Origin of the sequence: Anseongella ginsenosidimutans, from assembly GCF_008033235.1 — a bacterium.
GTDB lineage: Bacteria > Bacteroidota > Bacteroidia > Sphingobacteriales > Sphingobacteriaceae > Anseongella > Anseongella ginsenosidimutans.
Genome location: NZ_CP042432.1, coordinates 648,764 through 671,977, shown reverse-complemented (window position 1 = coordinate 671,977; position 23,214 = coordinate 648,764). Strand labels below are relative to the sequence as shown.

The window sequence follows — 23,214 nt, the reverse complement described above, 5'->3', positions numbered from 1 at the left end:
TATACTTGTAAACTAAAATGAACAAATCTCCATTAAAAAAAAGCGTTCTCCTGCTGGCAGCTGCGCTTTTCTTTTCCTGCGGAAAGAAAGAAACGGTCTATCAGCTTGATCCGGAACCGAACAGCAGTATTGTTTTCATCGGAAATTCCTTTGCCGAGCGGCTCCAGGAACATAATTATTTTGAAACGCTGCTGTATAAAAGCTTCCCCGATCGCCGCCTGCGGGTAAGGAACCTTGCCTGGAGCGCCGATGAAGTGAACCTGCGGCCCCGCCCGCTGAATTTCGGGACGCTCGACGAACACCTGCAACAGCAGGAAGCCGGGATAATTTTTGCCTGCTTCGGCCTGAATGAGGCCTTTAAAGGGCCGGACAGTCTTGACAATTTCAAGCGCGACCTTGAAAGTTTTCTTTCCCATTTACAGCAGCAGCAATACAATGGCAAGGCCGCCCCTCAAGTGATCCTCGTTTCTCCCATCGCGCATGAGGAGCTGGGCGGTTTTTTACCGGATGGCTCTGCGCATAATAAAAACCTGGAGCTATATGCGGAAGGGATGGAGGACGTGGCCGGAAAGCTGGATATTCCTTTTATTGACCTGTACGGGCCTACCGCGAAATTAGCGGCCGGCGCCGACTCGCTGACCACCAACGGGATCCATCTCAATGACAAAGGGTACCTTCAGGTGAGCGAGGTCATGGCCCGCTCGCTGGGCCTGCCCGCTGCTTCCTGGGACGGTGACAAACACTCCCTGCTGCTCCGGCAGGCCGTTGCGAAAAAGAACCAGCACTACTTTTACCGCTTCAAGGCCCAGAACGGAGAATATATTTATGGCCGCAGAAGAGAATGGGCAGGGGGGCAGACGCTCCCGGAAGAAGCTTTGAAAATAGATAAGATCGTGGCCCGGCTCGACAGCGTTATCTGGGCGGGCAGCGCTTCAGATGCGACACCCGACATGGAGAAGATCCGCGAGATCATCGCTTTCAGCAGGCAATACGAACCGCGGCCGCTGGCCCAAAACAGCGGGGCGAGCCCGGAGGCTGCCCGCGAAGAACTCGAAAAGGCAAAATCCCTCTTTGTGCTGCCCGAGGGCTATGAGATCGAACTTTTCGCTTCGGAGCTGGATTTTCCCGTGGCGAACCCGGTGGCCATCACCTTTGATCCAAAGGGCCGCATGTGGGTAGCCACGATGCCTTCCTACCCGCATTACTACCCGGGAAGCCCGCCGGATGACCAGCTGGTGATCCTGGAAGATACCGACCGTGACGGTAAAGCGGACAAGCATACGGTTTTTGCCGACAGCTTGTACCTGCCGCTGGGCTTCGAGCTGGGGCAGGGAGGCGTTTACGTGACCCAGGCTCCCGATTTCGTTTTTCTTAAAGATACGGACGGCGATGACCGCGCCGATTCCAGGAAGACGCTGCTCAGCGGCTTCGGCACAGAGGACTCCCATCATACCCTGAGCGCCTATACCTGGGGCCCCGACGGCGCGCTGTATATGCACATGGGCACCTTCCTGCATTCCCAGGTAGAAACCCCTTACGGGCCGCAAAGAGGAGCATACGGTACTACCTGGCGGTACGAGCCACGGACAATGAAGCTGGAGCCCTATATTTCCTATCCTTACGCGAATCCCTGGGGAAATGTGTTTACCCGAGATGGTACTCATATTATTGCGGATGTGTCTACGGGAATGAATTATTTCGCTCCTCCGCTTACGGTGGCCATCGATTATCCTAAGAAACACATGGGCATGAAGGATTTTCTGACCGCTAAAGTAAAACCCAAGACCTGCGGGGTGGAGATCATTTCCAGCCGCGCTTTCCCCGAAAACGTGCAGGGAAATGTACTGTTTAATACCTTTATCGGGTTCCAGGGCGTGCGTCAGCATGTCCCCCGGGAAGAAGGCAGCGGGATCATGGCCGATGAGACGGAGCCGCTCCTGCAGTCCAAAGATCCTGATTTCAGGCCGGTGGACCTTAAATTCGGCCCGGACGGCGCGCTGTACGTAGTTGATTGGTACGACCCCATTATCCAGCACGGAGAACAAGGTTTCCGCGATCCGCTAAGGGACCATACCCGGGGCAGGATATGGAGAATTTCCTATAAGGGCAAACCTGCACTGGAAGTAACGGATCTGACGCAGCTGGGTACCTCGGAACTCCTGGACCGGCTGAAGACTTACGAAGACCGGGAAAGATACCGGGCAAGAGTACGCCTGGGAGCTTTACCGGAAGAAGAGGTATTTCCCGCCCTTGAAAAATGGCTTGCCGGCCTGGATGCCGGCGATCCCGAATATGAGCATTATCAGCTGGAAGGCCTATGGGTTTACCAGCAGTTCAACCGGCCTGAGGAAGCCCTGCTGGGAAAGCTGCTGGAAGCCAAAGATGCCCATGTGAGGGCTGCTGCCACCCATGTATTGTACTATTGGGCGCCTGGAATAAGCGATGCCGAAGAAAAACTTATTGCGCTTTCGCGCGACCCTTCTCCAAGGGTCCGGCTGGAAGCCATTACTGCCCTGAGCCATTTTGAAAGCGAAGCGTCCGTAAAGGCGCTGCTCGCCGCTACTGAACTGCCGGTGGACGATTATACGGGTTACGCCCTTATCGAATCGTTTAAACACCTGAAGCCGGTTTGGATGGAAATGTTCAAAAACGACAAGGATTTCCTGGCGGACAGCCCGGAAAAGGCAAACTACCTGTTCCGGCCGCTTTCATCCGAAAAAGAATTGCAGGTGCCCGGATTTATCATGGATGACCCTGCTTATGCTAAATATGGCGTGGCTCCGCTGTCTGAAGAAGATTTCAAGGCCCTGGCAGGAGTAGCCGCTTTTGACAATTTCAGGAAGAATAACGCGGATCTGTTCAGCACGGCCACGGAAGAGCCGGCGCCGGCAGCTCCTGCGGCTCCTGCGCAGGAAATGGGCGAGGTGGTTATCCAGCTTGCGGCATTGCCGGGCAAAATGCTTTTTGATAAAGATACGCTCGTGGTTCCTGCCGGAAAAACCGTTTCCCTGGTTTTTGACAACCGCGACCAGATGCCGCATAACGTGGTAATCGTGAAACCCGGCTCCTGGGAAAAAGTAGGTATGGCTGCTGATAATATGGCCAGCGGGGAAGACGGTTATGAAAAGCATTTCGTACCGGACCTGCCGGAGGTGTTGTTTTCCACTCCCCTGGTAGGCGCAAGCCAGGTCTTCCAGCTGAATTTTACGGCTCCTGCCCAACCCGGTGACTACCCGTTCATTTGTTCCTTCCCCGGTCATTGGAGAATGATGAAGGGAATTATTAAAGTGGTGAAATAATGCGGCTGTTCCTGGCAATTCTTTTTCTCATCACCGCAACGCCTGGAAAAAGCCAGCAAACCATCCCTCTTTATGAAGGGGATATTCCCGGAGCGAAACCGGGCCCGGACAGGGAGATAAGCGCCCCCAATGAACTGGTGGATACCGTCCTTACGCAGGTGTCCCGGCCCACGCTTACGCTGTTCCTGCCTGAAAAGGGGGCTTCTTTGCCGCAGGAGGGGCCTGGCGCCGGCCGCATGGCTGTGATCATCTGCCCCGGCGGCGGCTATCATGCGCTGCTCATTGAACGGGAAGGACGTTTCGTGGCCAGGGAATTTAATAAGGCCGGGATTGCCGCTGTTGTTTTAAAATACCGGCTGCCCCATGACCGGATCATGGAGGACAAAGCCAGCGGGCCGCTCCGGGACGCGCAGCAAGCTATCAGGGTAGTGCGTGAGCATGCGGCTGAATGGGGCATTGATCCGGCGAAGATCGGGATCATGGGCTTTTCGGCAGGCGGGCATCTTGCTGCGACGGCGGGAACCCATTTTGACAAGCCCCTGATTGAAAATGCCGGCAGCGTTAGCCTGCGGCCCGATTTTATGCTGCTGATCAACCCGGTGATCAGTTTTACGGACAGCATCGGCCACAAGGGCTCACGGGATAACCTGCTGGGCCCTTCTCCATCCGGGGAACAGATCAGATTTTATTCAGCCGAACTCGGCGTCACGGAAAAAACTCCGCCAGCTTTCCTGGTGCATTCTGCGGAGGACGTGGTGGTTCCCCCGGAGAATAGCCTGTATTTTTACCGGGCTTTGCGAAATCATCATGTTCCGGCGGCAATCCATTTATACGGAAGGGGCGAACACGGCTTTCTTACTGCTCCGGACTTTGAAGAATGGTTCGGAAGGTGCCTCTACTGGCTCAGAACGTGGCAGGAGGAGCAGGACAGAGCAGGATAGTATAAAAAGTATTATGTCATACTTTAGGCTGCGACAGGAAGCGGCCTTTCAATAATCATCGCGAAATTGAAGGAGATTGACTAACTTCCCTCCCGGTTTTAAATGACGCACATAATGCAAACTAACCAACCTATTTCCATCCGGCGCCTGTTGTCGCGGTTTTTTTTATTGCTGGCCGTTTCCCTGGCCGGCTGCGCACCTTCGGGAAAATTTGATTTTGCGGAACATGACCGGGTGGCGCTCATTGGCAATGCGCTTGCCGAACGTATGCAATACCATGGTTTCCTGGAAACCTATTTGCAAGCTTCCTACCCCGAAAAGGAGCTGGTATTCCGTAACCTCGGGTTCACGGGCGATCAGGCGGCTCACCGGCCGCGGGCGCATGAGAACTACGGGGACGCGGATGAGCATTTGTCCCGGGTAAAGGCGAATGTCATATTCGCGTTCTTTGGTTATAACGAATCTTTTGACGATACACCGGAGAAATTCGGGCAGCAGGTAAGGGAATGGATAGATTCCACCCGTCTGAAAAAATACGATGGTGTAAATGTTCCGCGGATCGTTCTTTTTTCGCCCATTGCCCACGAGAACCTCGAAAGCCCCGATCTTCCTTCGGGCGAAGAGAACAACCGCCGCCTGGAAGCGTATACAGAGGCGATGGCCGCGGCCGCCGCCGAGAAACAGGTGGTTTTTGTGAACCTTTTTGAAGGCACTAAAAGATTATATGAAGAATCCAAAGCTCCCCTGACCCTTAACGGAATACATTTGAACGAAAAAGGCAACCAAGAGGTGGCCAGGTTAATAACCGTGGAGCTTGCGGGCGCCGAACCCGGCATTCGCCAGGCGCAGTTCGATAAACTGAGAAAGGCGGTGCTGAACAAGAACGGGCGCTGGTTCAATCGTTACCGGGCAACCGACGGGAATGATGTCTGGGGCGGAAGAAGCGAATTGCACGGCAATTTTGAAACCCTGCAGCGGGAGCTGGTCATGCTGGATTCAATGACCGCAAACCGTGACAAACGTATATGGGCGGTGGCCCGCGGAGAAAAGGGGGTGCAGGTGGTCAGTGATGAAGAAGAGCCTTTCTGGGGCGTCTGGGAGTCCTGGGCGGTGGATACAACGATAGATGACAGCAATGTTCCCGAGCCGGTGAAGGTTGTTTCCAACTTTAAGGGCGAAGTCGTTTACCTCAGCGGGGAAGCGGCCATTGATAAAATGCATTTGGCCCCGGGACTGGAAATCAACCTTTTCGCTTCCGAGGAGCAGTTCCCGGAAATCGCGAACCCGGTAACGGTGAAAAGAGATACAAAAGGGCGTATCTGGGTGGCCTCCTGGGAAACCTATCCCAAGCGGGAGCCGCTGAAAGAAATGAAAGACCGCCTGGTGATCCTGGCGGATTCCGACCGGGACGGGGTTGCCGACAAGTCCACCACTTTTGCCAGGGTGCATAATCCCACCGGCTTTGAATTCTGGAATAATGGCGTGATCGTGGTTTCCGCGCCGAATATCCTGTTCCTTAAAGATACGGATGGCGATGACAAGGCCGATGAGCGGATTGTGCTGCTGGGCGGAATCGATGCCGCGGACACGCATCACTCGGCGAATAACTTATTTTACGGACCGGACGGGTTTATCTACTATCAGCGGGGGGTATTTATGCTCAGCAACGTGGAAACGCCCTGGCGCAAGAATTACGAGGCCCGTAAGCCGGGTCTTTACCGCTTTAACCCGCGCACCTACCAGTTTGACTTCGTGGTGGAAAACAGTCCTAACGCGCATGGTATCAGTTTTGATAAATGGGGTTACCAGTTCATCACCGACGGGACTTCCGGAAGGGCTTCCCAGGTATACCTGGATCCGGAAACCCACGGATCGGCAGGGCCTGATGATTTTAAGACGCGGCAGCTGTTTCAGCAGACCGTGCGTCCGGTACCGGGGAACCAGGTGCTTTCCAGCACGCATTTCCCGCCGGAGTATGAGAATAACTTTTTGATATATAACGTGATCGGCTTCCTGGGGATCAAACGCTACCAGCTGACATACGATAACGGGGTGGTACAGGGCAAGGAAATCGGCGATCTGATCTATTCGGATGATCCTAATTTCCGCCCGACTTCGGGAGTGATCGGCGCAGACGGGGCGCTGTATATCAGCGACTGGCAAAACCCGCTCATTGGACATATGCAGCATAATATCCGGGACCCCAAGCGGGATCACGAACACGGGCGCATTTATCGTATTACTGCCACGGGCCGGCCGCTTTCCGAACCGGTGGCTATTGCGGGAGAACCGGTGGAAAAGCTGCTTGACCTGCTGCAGCACCCGGTGAATGAAGTGCGCCACCAGGTGCAGATTGAACTAAGCGGCCGCGACCGGGAAGAGGTGATCAGTAAAGCGAAGGAATGGGTGAAACAGTTTGACGCTTCGGATGAGGCAGGCGCGCACGCCATGCTGGAAGTGCTTTGGCTGCATCAGCGGCAAAATAAAACGAACCCGGAATTGCTCGGAAAGCTGCTGGGCTCCCCGGTAGAACATGCCCGGATCGCTGCCCAACGCGTGGAATGGTTCCGGAAATACCAGGAAAAGGAAATGGCCGCCCATTCCCAGGCCGGCCTGGCAGCCGGCGCGGATACCACTGAACGAACATCTCCTGCAGAAGGCGCGGCACATGCGCATGCCGCAGGGGATACCGCTGTCGGCGCAAAGACGGTGGATCTCTCAGGCGAAAGCCAGGCGGTGCTTAGCATTGCCACCATCCCGGAAAGAATGCTTTTTGATACAAAAGAAGTGATCGTAAAAGCCGGGCAGCCGGTAAAGCTGACGCTGAAAAACCCGGATTTCATGCCGCATAACCTGGTTGTTGTAAGCCCCGGCGCCGCCGATGAGGTGGCGCAGCTTGCGATAGACATGGGAGGCAAAGGCTTTGAAAAACAATTTGTGCCCCAAAGCAGCAAGGTGCTTCATGCTACCCGCCTCGTGAATAATAACGAGGAGCAGACGCTGGAATTTAAGGCGCCCTCCAAACCGGGAGATTATCCATTCCTCTGCACGTTCCCCGGCCACGGGACCATGATGCGCGGGATCATTAAAGTCATAAACTAATTCAATATGAATAAACTGCTAAGCGGACTATTTCTTTGCGGACTGCTCCTCACGCAGGCCGTATCAGGCCAGGAAATCGCGGATTACCGGCTGGATTACAAAGGCGCCGGCGGCCCCGGCCGCGGAAAGCATATTGTGTTCATTGCTTCCGATCATGAATACCGGTCGGAGGAAAGCCTGCCGGCCCTTGCACGCATTCTTGCCAAAAGGTACGGCTTCGAATGCAGCGTGCTTTTTGGCCTTGACGAACAAGGGAATATCCTGCCCGGAAGTTCTAACCTCCGCGGGCTGGAAGTATTGAAAGACGCCGACCTCATGGTGATCTTTACCCGGTTCCTGAATCTTGCCGATGAAGAAATGCAGCATGTGAACGATTACCTGGAAAGGGGCGGGCCGGTCGTAGGTTTCAGGACCGCAACCCACGCTTTCAACAACCTGGACAACCCTGAATGGGCGCATTACAGCTATAATTATGACGGGGATAAGAAGTCCTGGAAGAACGGCTTCGGCAAACTGGTGCTGGGTGAGACCTGGGTGAGCCATTATGGCACCAATCATGAGCAGGCTTCCCGGCTGCTGGTGGAAAAAGACCAGGAAAAACATCCCATCCTGCGGGGAGTTTCAGATATGTTCGTGCAAAGCGGCGGATATACCGCCTACCCGGAAAAAATGGGCGCAACGGTGCTGGCCCGGGGACAGGTACTGAACGGTATGAAGCCGGATTCCCCTGCTGATGAAACAAAAGAAGAGCTTCCCGTGGCCTGGGTCCGGAATTATAAGCTGGAGTCGGGTGCCGGAGGGCGGGCATTCGCCACCACGCACGGCGCTTCCGAAGACTTGCTGAATGAAGGCTTCCGCCGCATGGTAATCAATGCCTGCTTTTGGGCAATGGGTATGGAAAAGGCGATAAAGCCGAAAAATAACGTTGATTTCGTAGGGCCTTATGAGCCGACTACCTTTAATTTTGACGGCTATAAAGCAGGGGTAAAACCGGCTGACCTGGCGGGATGGGATTCCCTGATCATGCCGGGTGAGGTTGTAAAGAAGAAAAATTAATGAACAAGATAGGATTTAATGTACTGGCCTGGTCCGCGGTGGTTTCCGATGAACTGAAACCCATACTGGACAGGCTTCGCGAGATGGGATATGACGGTGTGGAATTCCTGGTCGGCGCGCCGGATGAGCCTGCTTATAAACGGCTCGGGGACTATGCGGCCGGCCTGGGATTGGAAACAACATCAGTTTTTGTACTCGGGCCGGAAGAAAACCCGGTTGACGTATCTCCCGCTGTCAGAGAAAAGGCGCTTGATAAGATCAAATGGACGATTGACCGCGCGCATGACCTGGGATCAAAGGTGATCTGCGGCCCCTTTCATTCTGCTTTTACAGTGTTTTCCAGGCAGGCGCCTACCGAACAGGAATACGAATGGAGCGCCGAAGTGCTTCGCAGCGCCGGGGATTACGCTGCCCAGGCCGGGATCCTGCTGACGCCGGAAGCAGTCAACCGCTTTGAATGCTACTTGTGCAATACCATGCAGCAGTTATCTTACCTGGTGAACAAGACAGCGCATCCGAATGTGCAGGCGATGTTTGATACTCATCACGCAAATATTGAAGAAAAAAGCCTGGCTGGCGCCATCACCGCTATTGCCCCGGTACTTGGCCATTTCCACATCAGCGAAAACGACAGGGGCACGCCCGGCAGCGGCCACGTACCCTGGGACGAAACCTTTGCCACCCTTGCAAAGATAAATTACAGCGGCTGGCTTACAATTGAAGGTTTTACACGCAATGATCCGGATTTTGCCAATTCCATCGGGGTGTGGCGGGAATTTTCCGAGCCCTGGGAAATGGCAGAGAAAGGCTTGGAATTTATCCGGGAAATGAGTAAAAAACACGGGCTTGCCGGGTAAAGCCGGGGTTAAAGCGATTTTCTCCTGATAAGTGAGAAGGGGTTTTTGATCTTTTCCCGGCGGTTTTCCAGGATGAGGCGGGCGGCGGTTTCACCCATGAGTTCATGGTCGGTCGTGATGGCGGTGATGCCGTTAAGCAGGATCTCCTTTAGCGGAGTGTCGTTGTAGGAAATAATGCCCAGGTCTTCTCCTACCCGGAGGCCCCTTTCCTTGCAGTTTTTAATAAGGTTCACCAGGTCGGTTTCTTCAATTACCACGTAAGCCTCATCAGGGGCAATGACAGTATCTTCTTCAATTTCCTGGATGATCTCATGTTCAATGTTATGCTGCATGCTGAACAGGCGGAATCCTTTGATGATCTCCTTCGGATAAGGAACCATTGCGGGAAAAACGAGGATAAGCTTGCGATATTTTTTTATCAGGTCAATCGCCTCATTCAGCGCATATAGAATATCTTTCTCAAAATCCTGGTAAACGCAGGCTACCGGGTGCTGCGGAAGCGGGATGTCCTTGTCCAAAATAATGAGCTTATCCGCGGGGATCATGGCAATTCCGTCCATGGCTTCATCCAGGCCTGCATAGAAGTGAGGCATGATCACGTAATAATGATATTCTCCCAGGCTGTTCTGGATAAGGCTTTTGAAAAGGCCTGAGTTACAATGGTGGATATGCAGGTCTACAAAAGCCTTCCTGCCCAGTACCTCGGTGAAGCCGTTATAGATTTGCTTTTTGTAATTACTGATCTTGTTGAACAGCAGCAGGACCCGGATAGCCGCTTCTACGTCCACCCGGTTGATATAATAACCTTTTCCGCGCACGGCTGTCAGGATGCCGTCTTTGATCAGCTGCCGGTAAGCTTTTTCAACCGTGTCCCTTGAAAGCAGGTATTCTTCGCTGAATTGGTTAATGGAAGGGATCTTGTCGCCCCGTTTAAGCTTGCCTTTGCTGATGGCATGAATAACGGAATCTATGATCTGAAGATATTTAGGCGTGTTTTCCTTAAACTCAATATCGAATTGTACTTCCATAACGCAACAAAAAGCTTCCTGCTTACAACACACAGGCCAAATAATTCGGTGAAATTACTAAATTTCGTGTGAATATGAATTGATTCACCCGGGGATCTTTGCCTCAAACGGACAAGCCCGCCTGCAGGACAGAGCAGGATAGATAAGAAAAGATCAAGTTTTATGTTTATGGCCTAACCAAGGAAAAGAATAAAATATAGCAACATGAATCTAAACCTTTTTAAGAGGGGAATAAGTCTTCTCATGCTGGTTTTAGCACTTGCAGCGACGAGTTGCAATAACCAGGATAAGCCGGAGGGGCCGCAGGATCCCCGCCTGGAAAAACTGGAGCTTCAGGATGGCTTTACGGCCGATCATATTTACAGCCCTTCAGATGGCGGGAACGGCTCCTGGGTATCCATGACCTTTGACAATAAAGGGAGAATGATCGCTTCGGATCAGCGAGGAGCCCTTTACCGGCTGGAGCTGCCCCCGATCGGGTCGGATTCCACCGTCAAAACGAAAGTAGAAAAGCTGGAAATGCCCGAACTCCGGGACAGCCTTAACGCAAAGGTAGAGATCGGCTATGCGCATGGCTTGCTCTGGGCTTTTAACAGCCTGTATGTAATGGTGAACCACCGCGCCGATGAGAACGCGCCTCGCGGAAGCGGGCTGTACCGGGTGCAGGATAACGACGGAGACGACAGCTTTGACAAGATCACCCTTATTAAGGCGCTCAACGGGGAAGGCGAACACGGGCCGCATAGCGTGGTCATGGCTCCCGACAGCGTGTCGCTTTACGTAGTTGCAGGAAACCATACGGATCTTCCGGAAATGGATGATTACCTGCTGCCCAAAGTATGGCAGATTGATAATCTTTTCCCCCAGATAAAAGACCCCCGCGGGCATGCCAATGACAGGACCGTTCCCGGCGGCTGGATCGCACATATAGATTCCATGGGAGAAAACTGGCAGCTGGTAAGCGCGGGCTATCGCAATCCCTTTGATATTGCATTTAACGCCAACGGCGACCTCTTTACCTATGATTCGGATATGGAGTGGGATTTCGGCCTTCCCTGGTACCGGCCTACCCGTATTTGTCACGTGACCAGCGGCTCCGAGTTCGGATGGCGCACCGGGAACGGCAAGCTCAGTCCTTCTTTGCCGGATAACCTTCCCCCGGTACTGAATATCGGGCCTGGTTCGCCTACCAACCTTCTTCATGCAAGAAATGCAAAATTCCCGGAAAAATACCGCAACGCATTATTCGCGTTTGACTGGAGTTTCGGGATCGTATATAATATTTTCCTGGAGCCGGAAGGCGCCTCTTACAAGGCTACCAAGGAAGAATTTCTTTCAGGCATTCCCCTTCCCTTAACGGATGGAATGGTTGGGCCGGACGGCGCGCTCTATTTCCTTACAGGCGGCCGGGGCTTACAGTCAGATCTTTACCGGGTGTATTATACCGGGAACGACGATGTGGACGGAGAGATCAAAGCGCCTGAACTTACCGAAGAAAATAAACTGAGGAGGGAGCTGGAAGCTTACCATAAAGAAGCAGGGCAGGAAGCCGTCGATTTTGCCTGGCAATACCTCAAACATCCCGACCGCTTTGTCCGCTATGCCGCCCGGATCGCGGTGGAACACCAGCCGCTGAACGGATGGAAAAGCAAGGCCCTTGCAGAGACAGACCCGGAGATACAGGCAACCGCCCTGCTTGCACTTGCCCGGCAATCGGATGCCTCCGTAAAAGACCAGTTATTTGCCGCGTTGCTGAAGACCGATGTGTCAAAGCTGAATGAAGATCAGCTGCTGCATACGCTGCGCACTTATGAAGTCATCCTTTACCGCATGGGCCAGCCCGGCGGAAGCCTGAAATCGCAGGCGGTGGCTGCACTTAATCCATTATACCCGGCCTCTTCGACGGCTGTCAATAAGGAACTCAGCAAACTGCTTGCCTTCATGGAAGCTCCCGATGTAATTCAGAAAACCCTTGCGCTGCTGGAAAAAGAAGAAGACAATAAGGATAGTGAAGCAATGACGGGCATTTCTGACAAGATCATGCGGAACCCCCAATATGGCCTGGATCTGGCAGGAATGCTTGAAAAAATGCCTCCGGGCGGACAGATTTACTATGCGACCATATTAAGTAAGGTAAAGAGCGGCTGGACCCCCGAACTGCGGGAACAATATTTCAAATGGTTCGAAGAAGCCTTCGGCTACCAGGGAGGCAGAAGCTATGTCGGCTTTATTGACAAAGCACGGCAAATGGCCCTGGCTAACGTCCCTGCAGACAAGAAGGAGTATTTCAGCAGCATCTCCGGGGATTCTCTTCTGTCCAACTCCGGTACTGACCTTGCCGACGTCCAGGGCCCTGAAGGCCCAGGCAGAAGATGGACGGTGGAAGAAGCAGCTCCCCTGGTGGAAGGCGGGCTCAGCGGCAGGGATTTCGAGCGCGGCCGGAGAATGTACCTGGCCAGCAGCTGTAATCGCTGCCATACCATGCAGGGAGAAGGCGCCGCTACCGGGCCCGACCTGACGCAGCTTGGCACCCGGTTCGCGCCGAAGGACATCCTGGAAGCGATCATAGAGCCCAGCAAAGTGATCTCTGACCAATACGGAGCTACCGTACTTCAGCTGGAAAACGGGAAATCCATTGTAGGACGGGTGATGAATGAAACGGATGAATCCTATTCGGTATCGCAAAATCCATTTGTTCCGGATGCGATTACGGAGGTACCTAAATCTGACGTGGTTTCTACCAAACCTTCTACGGTTTCGGTCATGCTGCCCGGGTTGATCAATGCCTTGAACGAAGAAGAGCTGAAGGATCTCATGGCTTACCTGATTGCCGGCGGGAACAAGGATAACGCGGTGTTCAAGGGAGAGCCGGTGGCAAACGCGCAGTAAGAATGCAGGACTGGCTGGATAAAATATCCAATCCGTTGCAGCTTGGCGGAATTGAAACGGCTGTACTGGATAATGGCCCGGGAAAGGGGACCCGCATTGCCTGGATCAATACCGGAACGGGATTGCGGTACAAAGTGGTCATTGACCGGGCGATGGATATTGCCGAGGCATTCTACAACCGTCATGGCCTGGCCTGGCTGAGTCATGGCGGCATTACGCCTCCCGCCCCTTTTTCCGATACCGGCCTGAACTGGCTGCGGACTTTCGGCGGCGGTTTGCTGACCACCTGCGGGCTCAGCCATGTGGGCGGGCCGGAAAGCGACGGGCAGGGCGAACGCGGGCTTCATGGCCATATAAGCAATACGCCGGCGGAAATAGTATCGGTCATACAACCGGACCCTGCCGCAGGCAGAGCGGAGATGAGCATTACGGGGATCATGAGGGAAACAAAGCCCTTCGGCCCGAGTCTTGAACTCAGGAGGACCATTTCGGGAACCCTGGGCAAGCCCCTTATCCGGATCCGCGACGAAGTCAGTAACCGCGGAAATACGCCGGCGCCCCATATGCTGCTGTACCATTGTAATTTTGGCTGGCCGCTCGCGGATGAGGGGACGGACATTATCTGGCAGGGAAGCTGGCAGCCGCGGGAACAGGGTGCTGCCAACCGCATCTTCAGGGAAGGAAATAATTTTAAGAAATGCCCGCCCCCGCTGGATGAACATAACGGCCCGGGGGAAGAAGCGGCTTTTATCGATATCAGCGCCGATGCTTCAGGCCGATGTACCTGCGGGCTGTATAATCCCAGGATAGGGATCGCCCTTGCCCTTCGTTTCTACAAAAAACAGCTGCCCTGGCTGGTAAACTGGCAGCACTGGGGAAAGGGAGAATACGTGACGGGCCTGGAACCGGCCACCAACCCGGCCATCGGCCAGGCCGCGGCCAGGGAAAGGCAGGAACTGATCCTCCTGGAACCGGGAGAACGCCGGGAATACGACCTGGAAATTGCGCTGATGGACAATGACAAAGAAATCAATGAGTTTTTGAATTATAAAATCTGAATTAATGAGTTTAGCAGAGAAAGCATTGGAGCAGGGGGAAGGGATCGTACGTCTTGCCCCCACCTGGGTTCCACGATCATTTTGCGTGCCGGGAAGAAGAATTAAGCTGCACCCGGACGATTACTATGTGCTGGGCGGCGTGCGCGGCGGTATTGACGAACGCTGGTTTTCGTCTACTACCCCGGCTAAGAACGGCCCTCTGACCGGTGAGTTTGAAGGGCTTAGTTTTATTGTGTTTAAGGATGGAAATAGGGAAGAGCAGTTTTTGCTGAAGGACGCGGTGGATGAACTCCGGGGAAACCTGATCGGAGACCGTATCTGGGATGAGCATAAAAGCTGGCCCATGTATTCCAAATTCTTCGACAACATGGGGCCCCTTCCTCATCATGTACACCATAATGATGAAATGGCTGCCCTGACAGGACAGCTCGGCAAACCGGAAGCATATTATTTCCCGCCGCAGGTAAATAATCACGGCGGAGATTTCCCCTATACGTTTATAGGGATTGCGCCCGGAACCCCAAGGGAAAAAATCCGGGAATGCCTGGCTAATTTTACCAAGGGCGACAATAAGATCACGAATTATTCTTCGGCCTTCCGGCTGGAGCCGGGTACGGGCTGGGATGTTCCCCCGGGCCTCCTTCATGCGCCCGGAAGCCTCTGTACGTATGAGCCGCAGAAGGCTTCGGACGTGTTTGCAATGTACCAGTCCCTGGTGAACGAAGCTATCATTCCCGAGGAACTGCTTTGGAACTGCACGCCCAAGGAAAAGATAGGGGATGTAGACCACCTGCTGGATGTACTTGACTGGGAATTGAACGTGGATCCGAATATGATGCAGAACCGGTTCATGGAACCTTTGCCCGTACGCTCCCTTGCAGAAATGGAAGCCGCCGGTTACGTTGAAAAATGGATCTGCTATAAGTCGGACGCCTTCAGCGCTAAGGAACTGACTGTACTGCCCGGCGCGGAAGTCGTGATCAAAGACAGCGCGGCTTACGGCATGATCATGATGCAGGGCCACGGAAAGATGGGCGTGTGGAATGTGGAAACACCTTCCCTGATCCGTTACGGACAGCTCACAAATGACGAATTCTTTGTCAGCGAAAAAGCTGCCCGGGAAGGCGTGCGTATCGTGAATGCTTCGGCAAGCGATCCTATTGTAATGCTGAAACATTTCGGCCCGGGGAATCCCGACCTGGTCCTGTAGGCGGGGCGCCGGGAGCAGCCTGCGGGGGCGGCGGCCGCCGCGGGCCTCCTACCGGAATCATTTAGATTGTTAAATTTGAAAAAAACAAGATTATGAGCAATAATAATTATCCCAGGCTTCATAATGCTACCTGGCCTGGCATTGTCGGGAAAGGGCCGGATTCGGAACCGGTTATTCCCTTTGACAAAATGTTGGAGTTCACGGCTGCGGCCGAAGTGGACGGCGTAAAATTTGACGGCGTGGACGTGGGCCTGCTGGATCCGCATGTGCATCTTGACGGCGGAGCGGAAGAGGCCCGTAAACTTGCCGGAAAGGTGGGCGCCTACGGCCTGAACATCGGTTCGCTGGTGGCGCCGGTATGGGGTACTCCCGCTATGGGCAGCAAGGAAGAACGGGCAGGCTTCGTGGAAGTGATCCGCAAAACCTGTGAGTTCGCCAAGCAGCTTGAAAAAGAAGGGGTTCGCAGCTACGGAGTGATCAGGATCGATTCCGCCAGCAGTCCGGAAAGCTGGTCGGCCGACCCTGCGGGAAATACCAGGCTGATCGCCCAGACGTTCCGCGAAGCCTGCGATGTCGCGGCTGATTACGGCGAAAAGCTGGCTGCCGAAGGCGAGATCTGCTGGGGAGGCATGCACAGCTGGCGTGCTATGCTGGAAACCCTGGAAGCGGTAGACCGTCCTAATATCGGGTTCCAGGCGGATATGTCTCATACCTTTTTGTACCTGCTGGGCTACAACGCGCCGCAGGACCGCATTCTCCCCGAGGATTTCAAGTGGGAAGACCGCGAGGCTCTTACCGAAGGTTTGAAAAAATTGACCGCCGCTCTCCGGCCCTGGACAATTGACTTTCACGTCGCCCAGAATGACGGGACGGTTTTTGGTTCCGGTTCCCATGATAAGACAGGAAGGCATTGTCTGGCGACAGACCCTAACGGGAAGCTGGATATTGCCCACGATGCGGGTTTCTGGCTCCGTGATGAAAAAGGGGAACTCACCAAGGCGGTGAAACATATCTGCTGGGATGGCTGCATGTTCCCGAATGAGATCATGACTCAGCAAAAAACCTGGAATGATATCCTCGCGGCCCTGATTGAAGTGAGGAAATTACACGGCTGGAATGCTTAAATCAAAATAAATATGGAAAATAAGAAAGAAATAAGGATAGGATTGGTTGGCTGCGGTTTCATGGGAAGGACCCACTCCAACGGCTATAACCGGGCAAGCAACTTCTTCCCGGATCTGCAGTACCGGCCCGTTTTAAAAGCAGTATGCTCCCGTAACCCGGAAAAGGTCGCTGCCTTTGCCAGTCAGTGGGGGTATGAGTCTACAGAAACGGATTGGAAGGCGCTGGTGGCCCGGGAAGATATAGATGCGGTTGATATCTGTACTCCAAATAATATGCATGCTGAAATTGCTATCGCCGCGGCGGAAGCCGGGAAGATGGTACTTTGCGAGAAGCCGCTGGCCCGCACCATGGACGAGTCCGTGGCGATGGTGGAAGCTGTTGAAAAGGCCGGCGTAAAAAACACCATTTGGTATAATTACCGCCGCCTGCCGGCGGTGACCCTGGCGAAACAGGTCATTGATTCAGGAAAGCTGGGCCGCATCTTTCATTACCGGGCTAATTTCCTGCAGGACTGGACCATCAGCGCTGACCTGCCCCAGGGCGGGGAATCGCTTTGGCGCCTGGACGCGAACGCGGCCGGCTCCGGCGTTACCGGCGACCTGCTCGCTCACTGTATTGACACGGCAATGTGGCTGAACGGAGCCATTAAGGATGTGTCCGCCGTCACGGAAACGTTCATTAAGGAGCGGATGCACCAGCTCAGCGGGCAGATGCAGAAAGTCGCAATTGACGACGCCTGTATTTTCCATTGCCATTTCGGGAACGGTTCCCTCGGGCTTTTTGAATCTACCCGTTACGCACGGGGGCATAAAGCCTTATACACCTTCGAGATCAACGGAGAGCATGCTTCTATCCGCTGGGACCTGCATGACCTGAACCGCCTGGAATATTTTGACCACGCGGATGAATCAAATGTAAGAGGCTGGCGGTCCATTCACGTGACTGACGGTGATCAGCCTTACATGGATAAATGGTGGGTGCCGGGCCTGGGCATCGGCTACGAGCATTCTTTTATTCACCAGGTGGCTGATTTTCTCAAAAGCCTGGAAACCGGGGAGCCTTGCGCGCCTACATTCCGGGACGCGCTGCAAACGCAAAAAGTATGCGAAGCGGTGCTGGAATCGGCTGCTTCCGGAAGCTGGAAAGACACCGGCGTAAGCGGTAACATTTAAAACGGAGCTACTCCGGCTTTTCCGGGGGCGCCCTTTACCATTAAATTTAAGAAATATACTATGATCCGGAACTTTAAACCAGCCATTAGCATGCTTGCCACGGGCTGCCTGATTTTTATGACCGCTTGTAACCCTTCTCCGAAAAATAGTGCAGAACAGGCGCAGGATACTGCTTCCCTGGCCCCGGCGGGGGAAGACGAAGGTTTTGTCCAGCTCTTTGACGGCGAAAGCCTCGAAGGCTGGAAAGGCGATACCAGCTTGTGGCGCGTGGAAAACGGGAATCTTGTGGGAGAGATCAAGCCGGGAAACAGCCTTGAAAACAATTCTTTTATTATCTGGCAGGGAGGCACTCCCGGTGATTTTGAACTTAAAGCGGAATTCCGGATATCGGAAGGCGGAAACAGCGGGATCAACTATCGCAGCGAGCTACTCGGAGATATACCCAATGCGCTGAGGGGATACCAGGCTGATATTGACGGTGCAGCGCGCTATACCGGCCAGAATTACGAAGAACGCGGCCGTACTACACTGGCTTACCGAGGGCAGAAAGTAACCATCCCCGCTACCGAAGGAGAGGTACGTGAACATGTGAAAGGCAATGCCTGGACGCCGGCAGAGGTCACCGAAGAACTGGGAACGAGTGATTCCCTGAAGGAGCATGTAAAACTGGGCGACTGGAATGAGATCCGGATCGTGGCCAGTGGAAATCATCTGCAGCATTATGTGAACGGCGTACTCATGAGCGATGTGACGGATAACGATACCGTAAACGGAAAAGCCAGCGGATATCTCGGGGTCCAGGTACATGTGGGCCCGCCCATGAAAGTGGAGTACCGCAATATCCGGCTAAAGGAATTGTAAGCCGCCCGGTATGGAGAAAATTGCATTTAAAATGCAGTTGAAACCCGGTTGCAGGGAAGAATACAAGCGGCGCCATGAAGCGCTCTGGCCTGAAATAAGAGCTTTGCTGAAAGAAAACGGCATCAGTGATTATACAATTTTCCTGGATGAGGCCAGCGATACGCTTTTCGCCGTCCAGATGCTGGCCGGAAACAGTTCATCCCAGGCGCTAGGCGCTCATGAAGTGGTGCAGAAATGGTGGGCTTACATGGCGGATATTTCCGTAACTAACCCGGATAATTCGCCGGTTTCCATTCCGCTTGAAAAGGTTTTCCATATGGATTGAGGGAACGCGGGGAGCCGGCCGGCTGATGTGGAAAGGCCGGCTACCCCTCTTTCAGCTTTTCTGCCTGGTACCTGGAAGGCGGGATGTTGAATTCCTTTTTAAAATATTGGGTAAAATACTTCGGATTGTTAAAGCCTACCTGGTAGGCTATTTCCGATACCGTGAGCTGGCTTTTTCCCAGGAGTTGCGCCGCCCTTTTCAGACGGATCACCCTGATGAACTCTATGGGGCTCTTTCCGGTCAGGGAAAGCAGTTTTTTGTAAAGCGCAACCCGGCTCATATTCAATTTTCCGCTGAGGTCTTCTACTGAAAAATCGGCGTTGGCAATGTTTTCTTCCACCAGCGCGATGGCTTTTTGGATCAAGCTTTCATCAAGGGGCGTAATGCTCACTTCGCTGGGTTTGATCTCCATGTGTTTCTGAAATGATTTCCTCACCAGCTCTCGCTGGGCAACCAGGTTTTTGATGCGCAAAAGCAGCACATCAAAGCTGAAAGGCTTGGTTACATAATCATCTGCCCCTGTCTCCAGCCCTTCCAGTTCCTGTTCTTCTTCCGCAAGCGCCGTCAGAAGAATGACCGGGACATGAGAAGTACGCCGGTCCGACTTGATTTTCCGGCATAGTTCCATACCGTTCAATCCGGGCATCATGATATCGCTTACAACGATATCGGGGATATGTTTGGCAGCCATTTCCCAGCCTTCGGTGCCATTGCCTGCTTCCAGTATGATAAAGTTTTCCTCCAGCCCGTCTTTTAAATAAAACCGGAAATCCTCGTTATCTTCCACCAGGAGTACCTGGCTTTTCTTTCTTCCATGAGCGCTGATTAGGTTTATTTCATGCCTGCGCCTTCTGCCGGATACCCAAAGGCCGTTAGCCGGCCGGTTCCTGGCCCGAACCATCCCCTGAGAGCCGCTCTTCTCCAGGGGAAGCAGTACGGTAAAACAGCTTCCTTTTCCGGGGTGACTGCGAAGGTGAATGGTTCCCTTATGAAGCTGCGCGAACTCCCTGGCGATGGAGAGCCCTATGCCGCTGCCCTGGTTTAATATGGATGCGGGAAGTTCGCTCTGGAAGAATCGTTCGAACACTTTTTCCTGCTTGTCTGCCGGAATGCCGATGCCATTGTCAATTACCTGTATCTTAAGCTGTTGTTCCCCGGAACCTGCTGCGGGTTGCAGCCCCAGCTTAACCTGGATACTTCCGCCGCAGGGAGTGAATTTAAAGGCGTTGGACAGTAGGTTAAATAAGATTTTCTCCAGCTTATCGGCGTCAAACGCCATATGCAGGTCCTGTATTTCCGGGCAAAAGCTAAGGGTTACGTTCTTATTCTCCGAAACATCCGAAAACGATGCGGTGATTTCCCTGACAAACTGTACCACATTGTTTTCGGCCAGGTTCAGCCGCAGTTCCTGAACCTCTATTTTCCGGAAATCGAGCAATTGATTTACAAGGTTCAGGAGCCTTCTGGCATTGCGCTGGATCATCAGCAGGTGATTTTTATCAGCAGGGCTGTCGGCATGCCTTACCAGTTTCTCAACCGGCGAAAGTATGAGGCTAATAGGGGTTCTGAACTCGTGGCTGACATTGGTCAGGAAGCGGATCTTCATCATATCCAGCTCGTGCATCCGCTGTGCCTCGGTACGTTCCTGTGCCAGGCGGAATTTTATGCGTTCCCGTTCCAGGATAAACCGTCTGGCGAGCAGCAATGTAGCAATGATCAGCAACGCATAGATCAGGAATGCAAGGGGAGTTTCCCAGAAGGGTGGCAAGACCCTGATCAGCAGCAGCAGTTCATCTTCGCTCCAGGCTCCTTCATTGTTAGCGGCTTTTATCCGGAACCGGTATTCGCCCGGATCCAGGTTGGTATAAGTTATTTTGCGCTGGCGGGCGTCGGTTGTCAGCCAGTGATCGTTAAATCCTTCAAGAATATAGGCGTAGCGCGTCTTTTGCGGGTGAAAGAAGCTGAGGGCGGCAAATTCAAGGGAAATGACGTCTTCAGTATGCTTGAACGTAACGGATTTTGTTTCTGTAATGCTCCTGGAAAGGAGGACCCTGCCATTGATCGTGTCTCCTGCTTTAACCTCCCTGTTAAATAGCTGAAGTTCCGTTAAAACAACGGGAAACGTGCTTTTATTAAAGTGAATGTTAGCGGGATCTATGATGTTAAAACCATTTGCCCCTCCAAAAACCAGTTCCCCTTTCCCGGTTTTGAGTTCGGCATTCTCATTGAATGCTTTCCCCTGCAACCCGTCGGCTTCGTCAAAATTTTTAAACCTGAAGTTCAGGCTGTCGGTTCCGGCCTTTCTGCTGATTGTGAGCCGTGAGATCCCGTTGGTGGTGCTTATCCACAGATCTCCGTTTTCTGCTTCGAGGATGCCCAGCACGGTATTATCCGACAAGCCGTCTTCTTTCCTGAAAACCCGGAAGCTGTTACGCTGTTTATCCATCAAGTTCAGCCCTTCGCGTGTTCCGGCCCAAACCAGGCCCCGGCTGTCTTCCATGATGGTGACGACGTTATTGTTACTGAGGCTGCCCGGCTCGCCGGCCTGGTGCAGGTAGCGGCTGAATTTGCCGGAGGCCTGGTCCAGTACGTTGATTCCATGCGAAGTGCCCACCCAAAGATTTCCTTCCGCATCTTCTGTAAGGTCTGCAATGTAGTTGGAAGTAACCGAGTTGGGGTCTTCACTTTTATAATGAGAAAATATATTGCTTTCCCGGTCAAACAGATTAAGCCCTCCGTTGAGGGTGCCAATCCATAAATTATGGCGGGAATCTTCGATGATCTCCCAAACGCGGTTGTCGGAAAGGCTTTCCGGCCTTTCAGGATCGTGCTTGTAGTGGATGAACTTGTCTCCGTCATAACAATTCAACCCGCCGTAATAGGTGCCTATCCAAAGTTTTCCCTGGTGGTCCAGGCAAAGGCATACTATTACATCATTGCTTAAACTGCCAGGATCGGAAGGGTCATGCAGGAATTGCCGGAAGCTATTCTTCTCGCGGTCGAAATAGAGAAGGCCTCCGCCGTTGGTCCCGATCCACAGGTTGCCCTTTTCATCTTCCACGAAAGCATTTATATCGTTAAAGGGTAAGCTTTCCGGGTTCGATCGCTGGTGCTGGTAATGCGGGAATTTGACAATGCTTTCATGGTAATAGTTGACGCCCTTTTTATACGTACCCGCCCAGATGATCCCCTCGTCGTCCTTGTATAAGCTGTAAATACTGTTTTGGCTGAGGCTTTTTTTATCGTCTTCGTTATAAAGAATTTGCCTGACGGAGAATGTGCGTTTATCTATCAGGTTAATGCCACCGTGGTCGGTGCCGATCCAGATCAGCCCCCTGCTGTCCTGAACTATTCCGGTGATAATGTCATTATTCAGCCTTGCCCGGCCGGAGGACCTGCTGAAATGGCTGAGTACCTTTTGCGTGGTATTAAAATAATAGATCCCTCCGGCGGTACTGCGGAAATAGATCCAGAGATCGTTTTCAGCATCAATGAACAAGTCAGGGCCTGAAATTTCTCCGGTATGCTCTCCGGCTACACCAGCCAGGCTGTTATTCCGGTAGATGACGCCGAAGCTTTTCCCGTCAAGCAACTCCAGCATCCCGTCTGCGTGAAATATCCAAAAATTACCTTCGTTGTCTTCCTCGATCGCGGCAATGCTGGAAGAGCTTAAACTGCTTTTATCCCCTTTCCCGGGATGCAACGAGGTGGTGGCGCCGCTTGCCGGAGAATACCGGTACAGGCCTGAAGTGGAATATGCGAACCAGTAGTTTCCCCGGCTGTCTTCCATCATATCTGTAATATGCGCATCCGGGAGGGATAATTTTTTTAATGCTGGCCCGATATCCCGCGTAAATGACCCGGTTTCGGGATGGTAAATATTGATACCGTCGAGGGTTTCTACCCAAATATCCCCCAAAGGGCCTTCAAACAAATTGCTTATGTAATTATCGCTGATGGATGAGGAGTCGCGAAGGTCGTGCTTAAATGTCCGGATAGTATAACCGTCGTACCGGTTGAGCCCCGACATCGTCCCGAACCACATAAAGCCTTTTTTATCCTTTAAAATGCAATTGACCTGATTATGGGATAATCCGTTGCTTATGTCAAGGTGCGCAAACTGATACTGGATCTCCTGCGATACCGCCCGCAGGCAGGAGAAGCTGAGAAAGAATATCAGTATGTATACGTATCGCATATGGTAACCGAAAAATAACCAAAAAATACCAGTGTTTTAACATTTTATACGGTAAACGGAAACATTTCGATACCCTGGCTTCCTGTGCGCCTT

At 52.9% G+C, this 23,214-nt stretch carries 14 protein-coding genes; 12 read left to right on the top strand and 2 right to left on the bottom strand.

What is annotated here, in order from left to right:
* The first annotated feature begins 17 nt into the window (after nucleotides 1–17).
* From FRZ59_RS02790 to FRZ59_RS02770, 5 genes are all read left to right on the top strand, one after another.
* The gene (locus tag FRZ59_RS02790; protein WP_132127395.1) at nucleotides 18–3,299 is read left to right on the top strand and encodes a PVC-type heme-binding CxxCH protein; all 3,282 of its coding nucleotides are present in this window, start codon (nucleotides 18–20) and stop codon (nucleotides 3,297–3,299) included.
* A complete protein-coding gene (locus tag FRZ59_RS02785) occupies nucleotides 3,299–4,240 on the top strand; it encodes an alpha/beta hydrolase (RefSeq protein ID WP_132127396.1) in 942 nt (313 codons plus the stop codon). The genes FRZ59_RS02790 and FRZ59_RS02785 overlap by 1 nt, the downstream gene beginning before the upstream one ends.
* Before the next feature lie 114 nt (nucleotides 4,241–4,354).
* Nucleotides 4,355–7,342 (top strand): PVC-type heme-binding CxxCH protein, encoded by a 2,988-nt coding sequence (locus FRZ59_RS02780; protein ID WP_132127397.1) that lies wholly within the window; start codon nucleotides 4,355–4,357, stop codon nucleotides 7,340–7,342.
* Nucleotides 7,343–7,348: 6 nt separating this feature from the next.
* On the top strand, nucleotides 7,349–8,398 hold the full coding sequence (locus FRZ59_RS02775) for a ThuA domain-containing protein (protein ID WP_132127398.1): 1,050 nt from the start codon (nucleotides 7,349–7,351) through the stop codon (nucleotides 8,396–8,398).
* Nucleotides 8,398–9,255 (top strand): sugar phosphate isomerase/epimerase family protein, encoded by an 858-nt coding sequence (locus FRZ59_RS02770; protein ID WP_132127399.1) that lies wholly within the window; start codon nucleotides 8,398–8,400, stop codon nucleotides 9,253–9,255. The genes FRZ59_RS02775 and FRZ59_RS02770 overlap by 1 nt, the downstream gene beginning before the upstream one ends.
* An 8-nt stretch (nucleotides 9,256–9,263) precedes the next feature.
* Here FRZ59_RS02770 and FRZ59_RS02765 read toward each other — a convergent pair whose 3' ends face one another.
* Nucleotides 9,264–10,283: a GntR family transcriptional regulator gene (locus FRZ59_RS02765; protein WP_132127400.1), complete on the bottom strand. Its 1,020-nt coding sequence runs from the start codon at nucleotides 10,281–10,283 to the stop codon at nucleotides 9,264–9,266.
* A gap of 243 nt (nucleotides 10,284–10,526) precedes the next feature.
* On the opposite strand from FRZ59_RS02765, the gene FRZ59_RS02760 reads away from it, so the two are divergent.
* The 7 genes from FRZ59_RS02760 (at nucleotide 10,527) to rhaM (ending at nucleotide 18,923) form a co-directional block, all read left to right on the top strand.
* Nucleotides 10,527–13,172, top strand: a complete 2,646-nt coding sequence (locus tag FRZ59_RS02760) for a PQQ-dependent sugar dehydrogenase (protein WP_225975161.1) — start codon at nucleotides 10,527–10,529, stop codon at nucleotides 13,170–13,172.
* Between the two features lie 2 nt (nucleotides 13,173–13,174).
* A complete protein-coding gene (locus FRZ59_RS02755; RefSeq protein ID WP_132127402.1) occupies nucleotides 13,175–14,230 on the top strand; it encodes an aldose 1-epimerase family protein in 1,056 nt (351 codons plus the stop codon).
* 4 nt (nucleotides 14,231–14,234) lie between these two features.
* Nucleotides 14,235–15,440: a cupin domain-containing protein gene (locus FRZ59_RS02750; protein WP_132127403.1), complete on the top strand. Its 1,206-nt coding sequence runs from the start codon at nucleotides 14,235–14,237 to the stop codon at nucleotides 15,438–15,440.
* A gap of 92 nt (nucleotides 15,441–15,532) precedes the next feature.
* The gene (locus tag FRZ59_RS02745) at nucleotides 15,533–16,564 is read left to right on the top strand and encodes a sugar phosphate isomerase/epimerase family protein (protein ID WP_132127404.1); all 1,032 of its coding nucleotides are present in this window, start codon (nucleotides 15,533–15,535) and stop codon (nucleotides 16,562–16,564) included.
* A 12-nt stretch (nucleotides 16,565–16,576) separates the two neighbouring features.
* A complete protein-coding gene (locus tag FRZ59_RS02740) occupies nucleotides 16,577–17,737 on the top strand; it encodes a Gfo/Idh/MocA family protein (protein ID WP_132127405.1) in 1,161 nt (386 codons plus the stop codon).
* Between the two features lie 60 nt (nucleotides 17,738–17,797).
* Entirely contained in the window at nucleotides 17,798–18,598 is an 801-nt protein-coding gene (locus FRZ59_RS02735) for a 3-keto-disaccharide hydrolase (RefSeq protein ID WP_207910182.1), read from the top strand.
* Nucleotides 18,599–18,608: 10 nt separating this feature from the next.
* Entirely contained in the window at nucleotides 18,609–18,923 is a 315-nt protein-coding gene (rhaM, locus tag FRZ59_RS02730; protein ID WP_132127406.1) for an L-rhamnose mutarotase, read from the top strand.
* Between the two features lie 40 nt (nucleotides 18,924–18,963).
* Here rhaM and FRZ59_RS02725 read toward each other — a convergent pair whose 3' ends face one another.
* The gene (locus FRZ59_RS02725) at nucleotides 18,964–23,121 is read right to left on the bottom strand and encodes a hybrid sensor histidine kinase/response regulator transcription factor (protein ID WP_132127407.1); all 4,158 of its coding nucleotides are present in this window, start codon (nucleotides 23,119–23,121) and stop codon (nucleotides 18,964–18,966) included.
* Nucleotides 23,122–23,214 lie beyond the last annotated feature (93 nt).

Excerpts from the sequence above, each read along its gene's own strand:
- FRZ59_RS02755 (WP_132127402.1), top strand. The coding sequence starts at position 13,175 with ATGCAGGACTGGCTGGATAAAATATCCAATCCGTTGCAGCTTGGCGGA.
- FRZ59_RS02775 (WP_132127398.1), top strand. The coding sequence starts at position 7,349 with ATGAATAAACTGCTAAGCGGACTATTTCTTTGCGGACTGCTCCTCACG.
- FRZ59_RS02790 (WP_132127395.1), top strand. The coding sequence starts at position 18 with ATGAACAAATCTCCATTAAAAAAAAGCGTTCTCCTGCTGGCAGCTGCG.
- FRZ59_RS02725 (WP_132127407.1), bottom strand. The coding sequence starts at position 23,121 with ATGCGATACGTATACATACTGATATTCTTTCTCAGCTTCTCCTGCCTG.
- FRZ59_RS02765 (WP_132127400.1), bottom strand. The coding sequence starts at position 10,283 with ATGGAAGTACAATTCGATATTGAGTTTAAGGAAAACACGCCTAAATAT.
- rhaM (WP_132127406.1), top strand. The coding sequence starts at position 18,609 with ATGGAGAAAATTGCATTTAAAATGCAGTTGAAACCCGGTTGCAGGGAA.
- FRZ59_RS02780 (WP_132127397.1), top strand. The coding sequence starts at position 4,355 with ATGCAAACTAACCAACCTATTTCCATCCGGCGCCTGTTGTCGCGGTTT.
- FRZ59_RS02745 (WP_132127404.1), top strand. The coding sequence starts at position 15,533 with ATGAGCAATAATAATTATCCCAGGCTTCATAATGCTACCTGGCCTGGC.
- FRZ59_RS02740 (WP_132127405.1), top strand. The coding sequence starts at position 16,577 with ATGGAAAATAAGAAAGAAATAAGGATAGGATTGGTTGGCTGCGGTTTC.
- FRZ59_RS02735 (WP_207910182.1), top strand. The coding sequence starts at position 17,798 with ATGATCCGGAACTTTAAACCAGCCATTAGCATGCTTGCCACGGGCTGC.
- FRZ59_RS02770 (WP_132127399.1), top strand. The coding sequence starts at position 8,398 with ATGAACAAGATAGGATTTAATGTACTGGCCTGGTCCGCGGTGGTTTCC.
- FRZ59_RS02760 (WP_225975161.1), top strand. The coding sequence starts at position 10,527 with ATGCTGGTTTTAGCACTTGCAGCGACGAGTTGCAATAACCAGGATAAG.
- FRZ59_RS02785 (WP_132127396.1), top strand. The coding sequence starts at position 3,299 with ATGCGGCTGTTCCTGGCAATTCTTTTTCTCATCACCGCAACGCCTGGA.
- FRZ59_RS02750 (WP_132127403.1), top strand. The coding sequence starts at position 14,235 with ATGAGTTTAGCAGAGAAAGCATTGGAGCAGGGGGAAGGGATCGTACGT.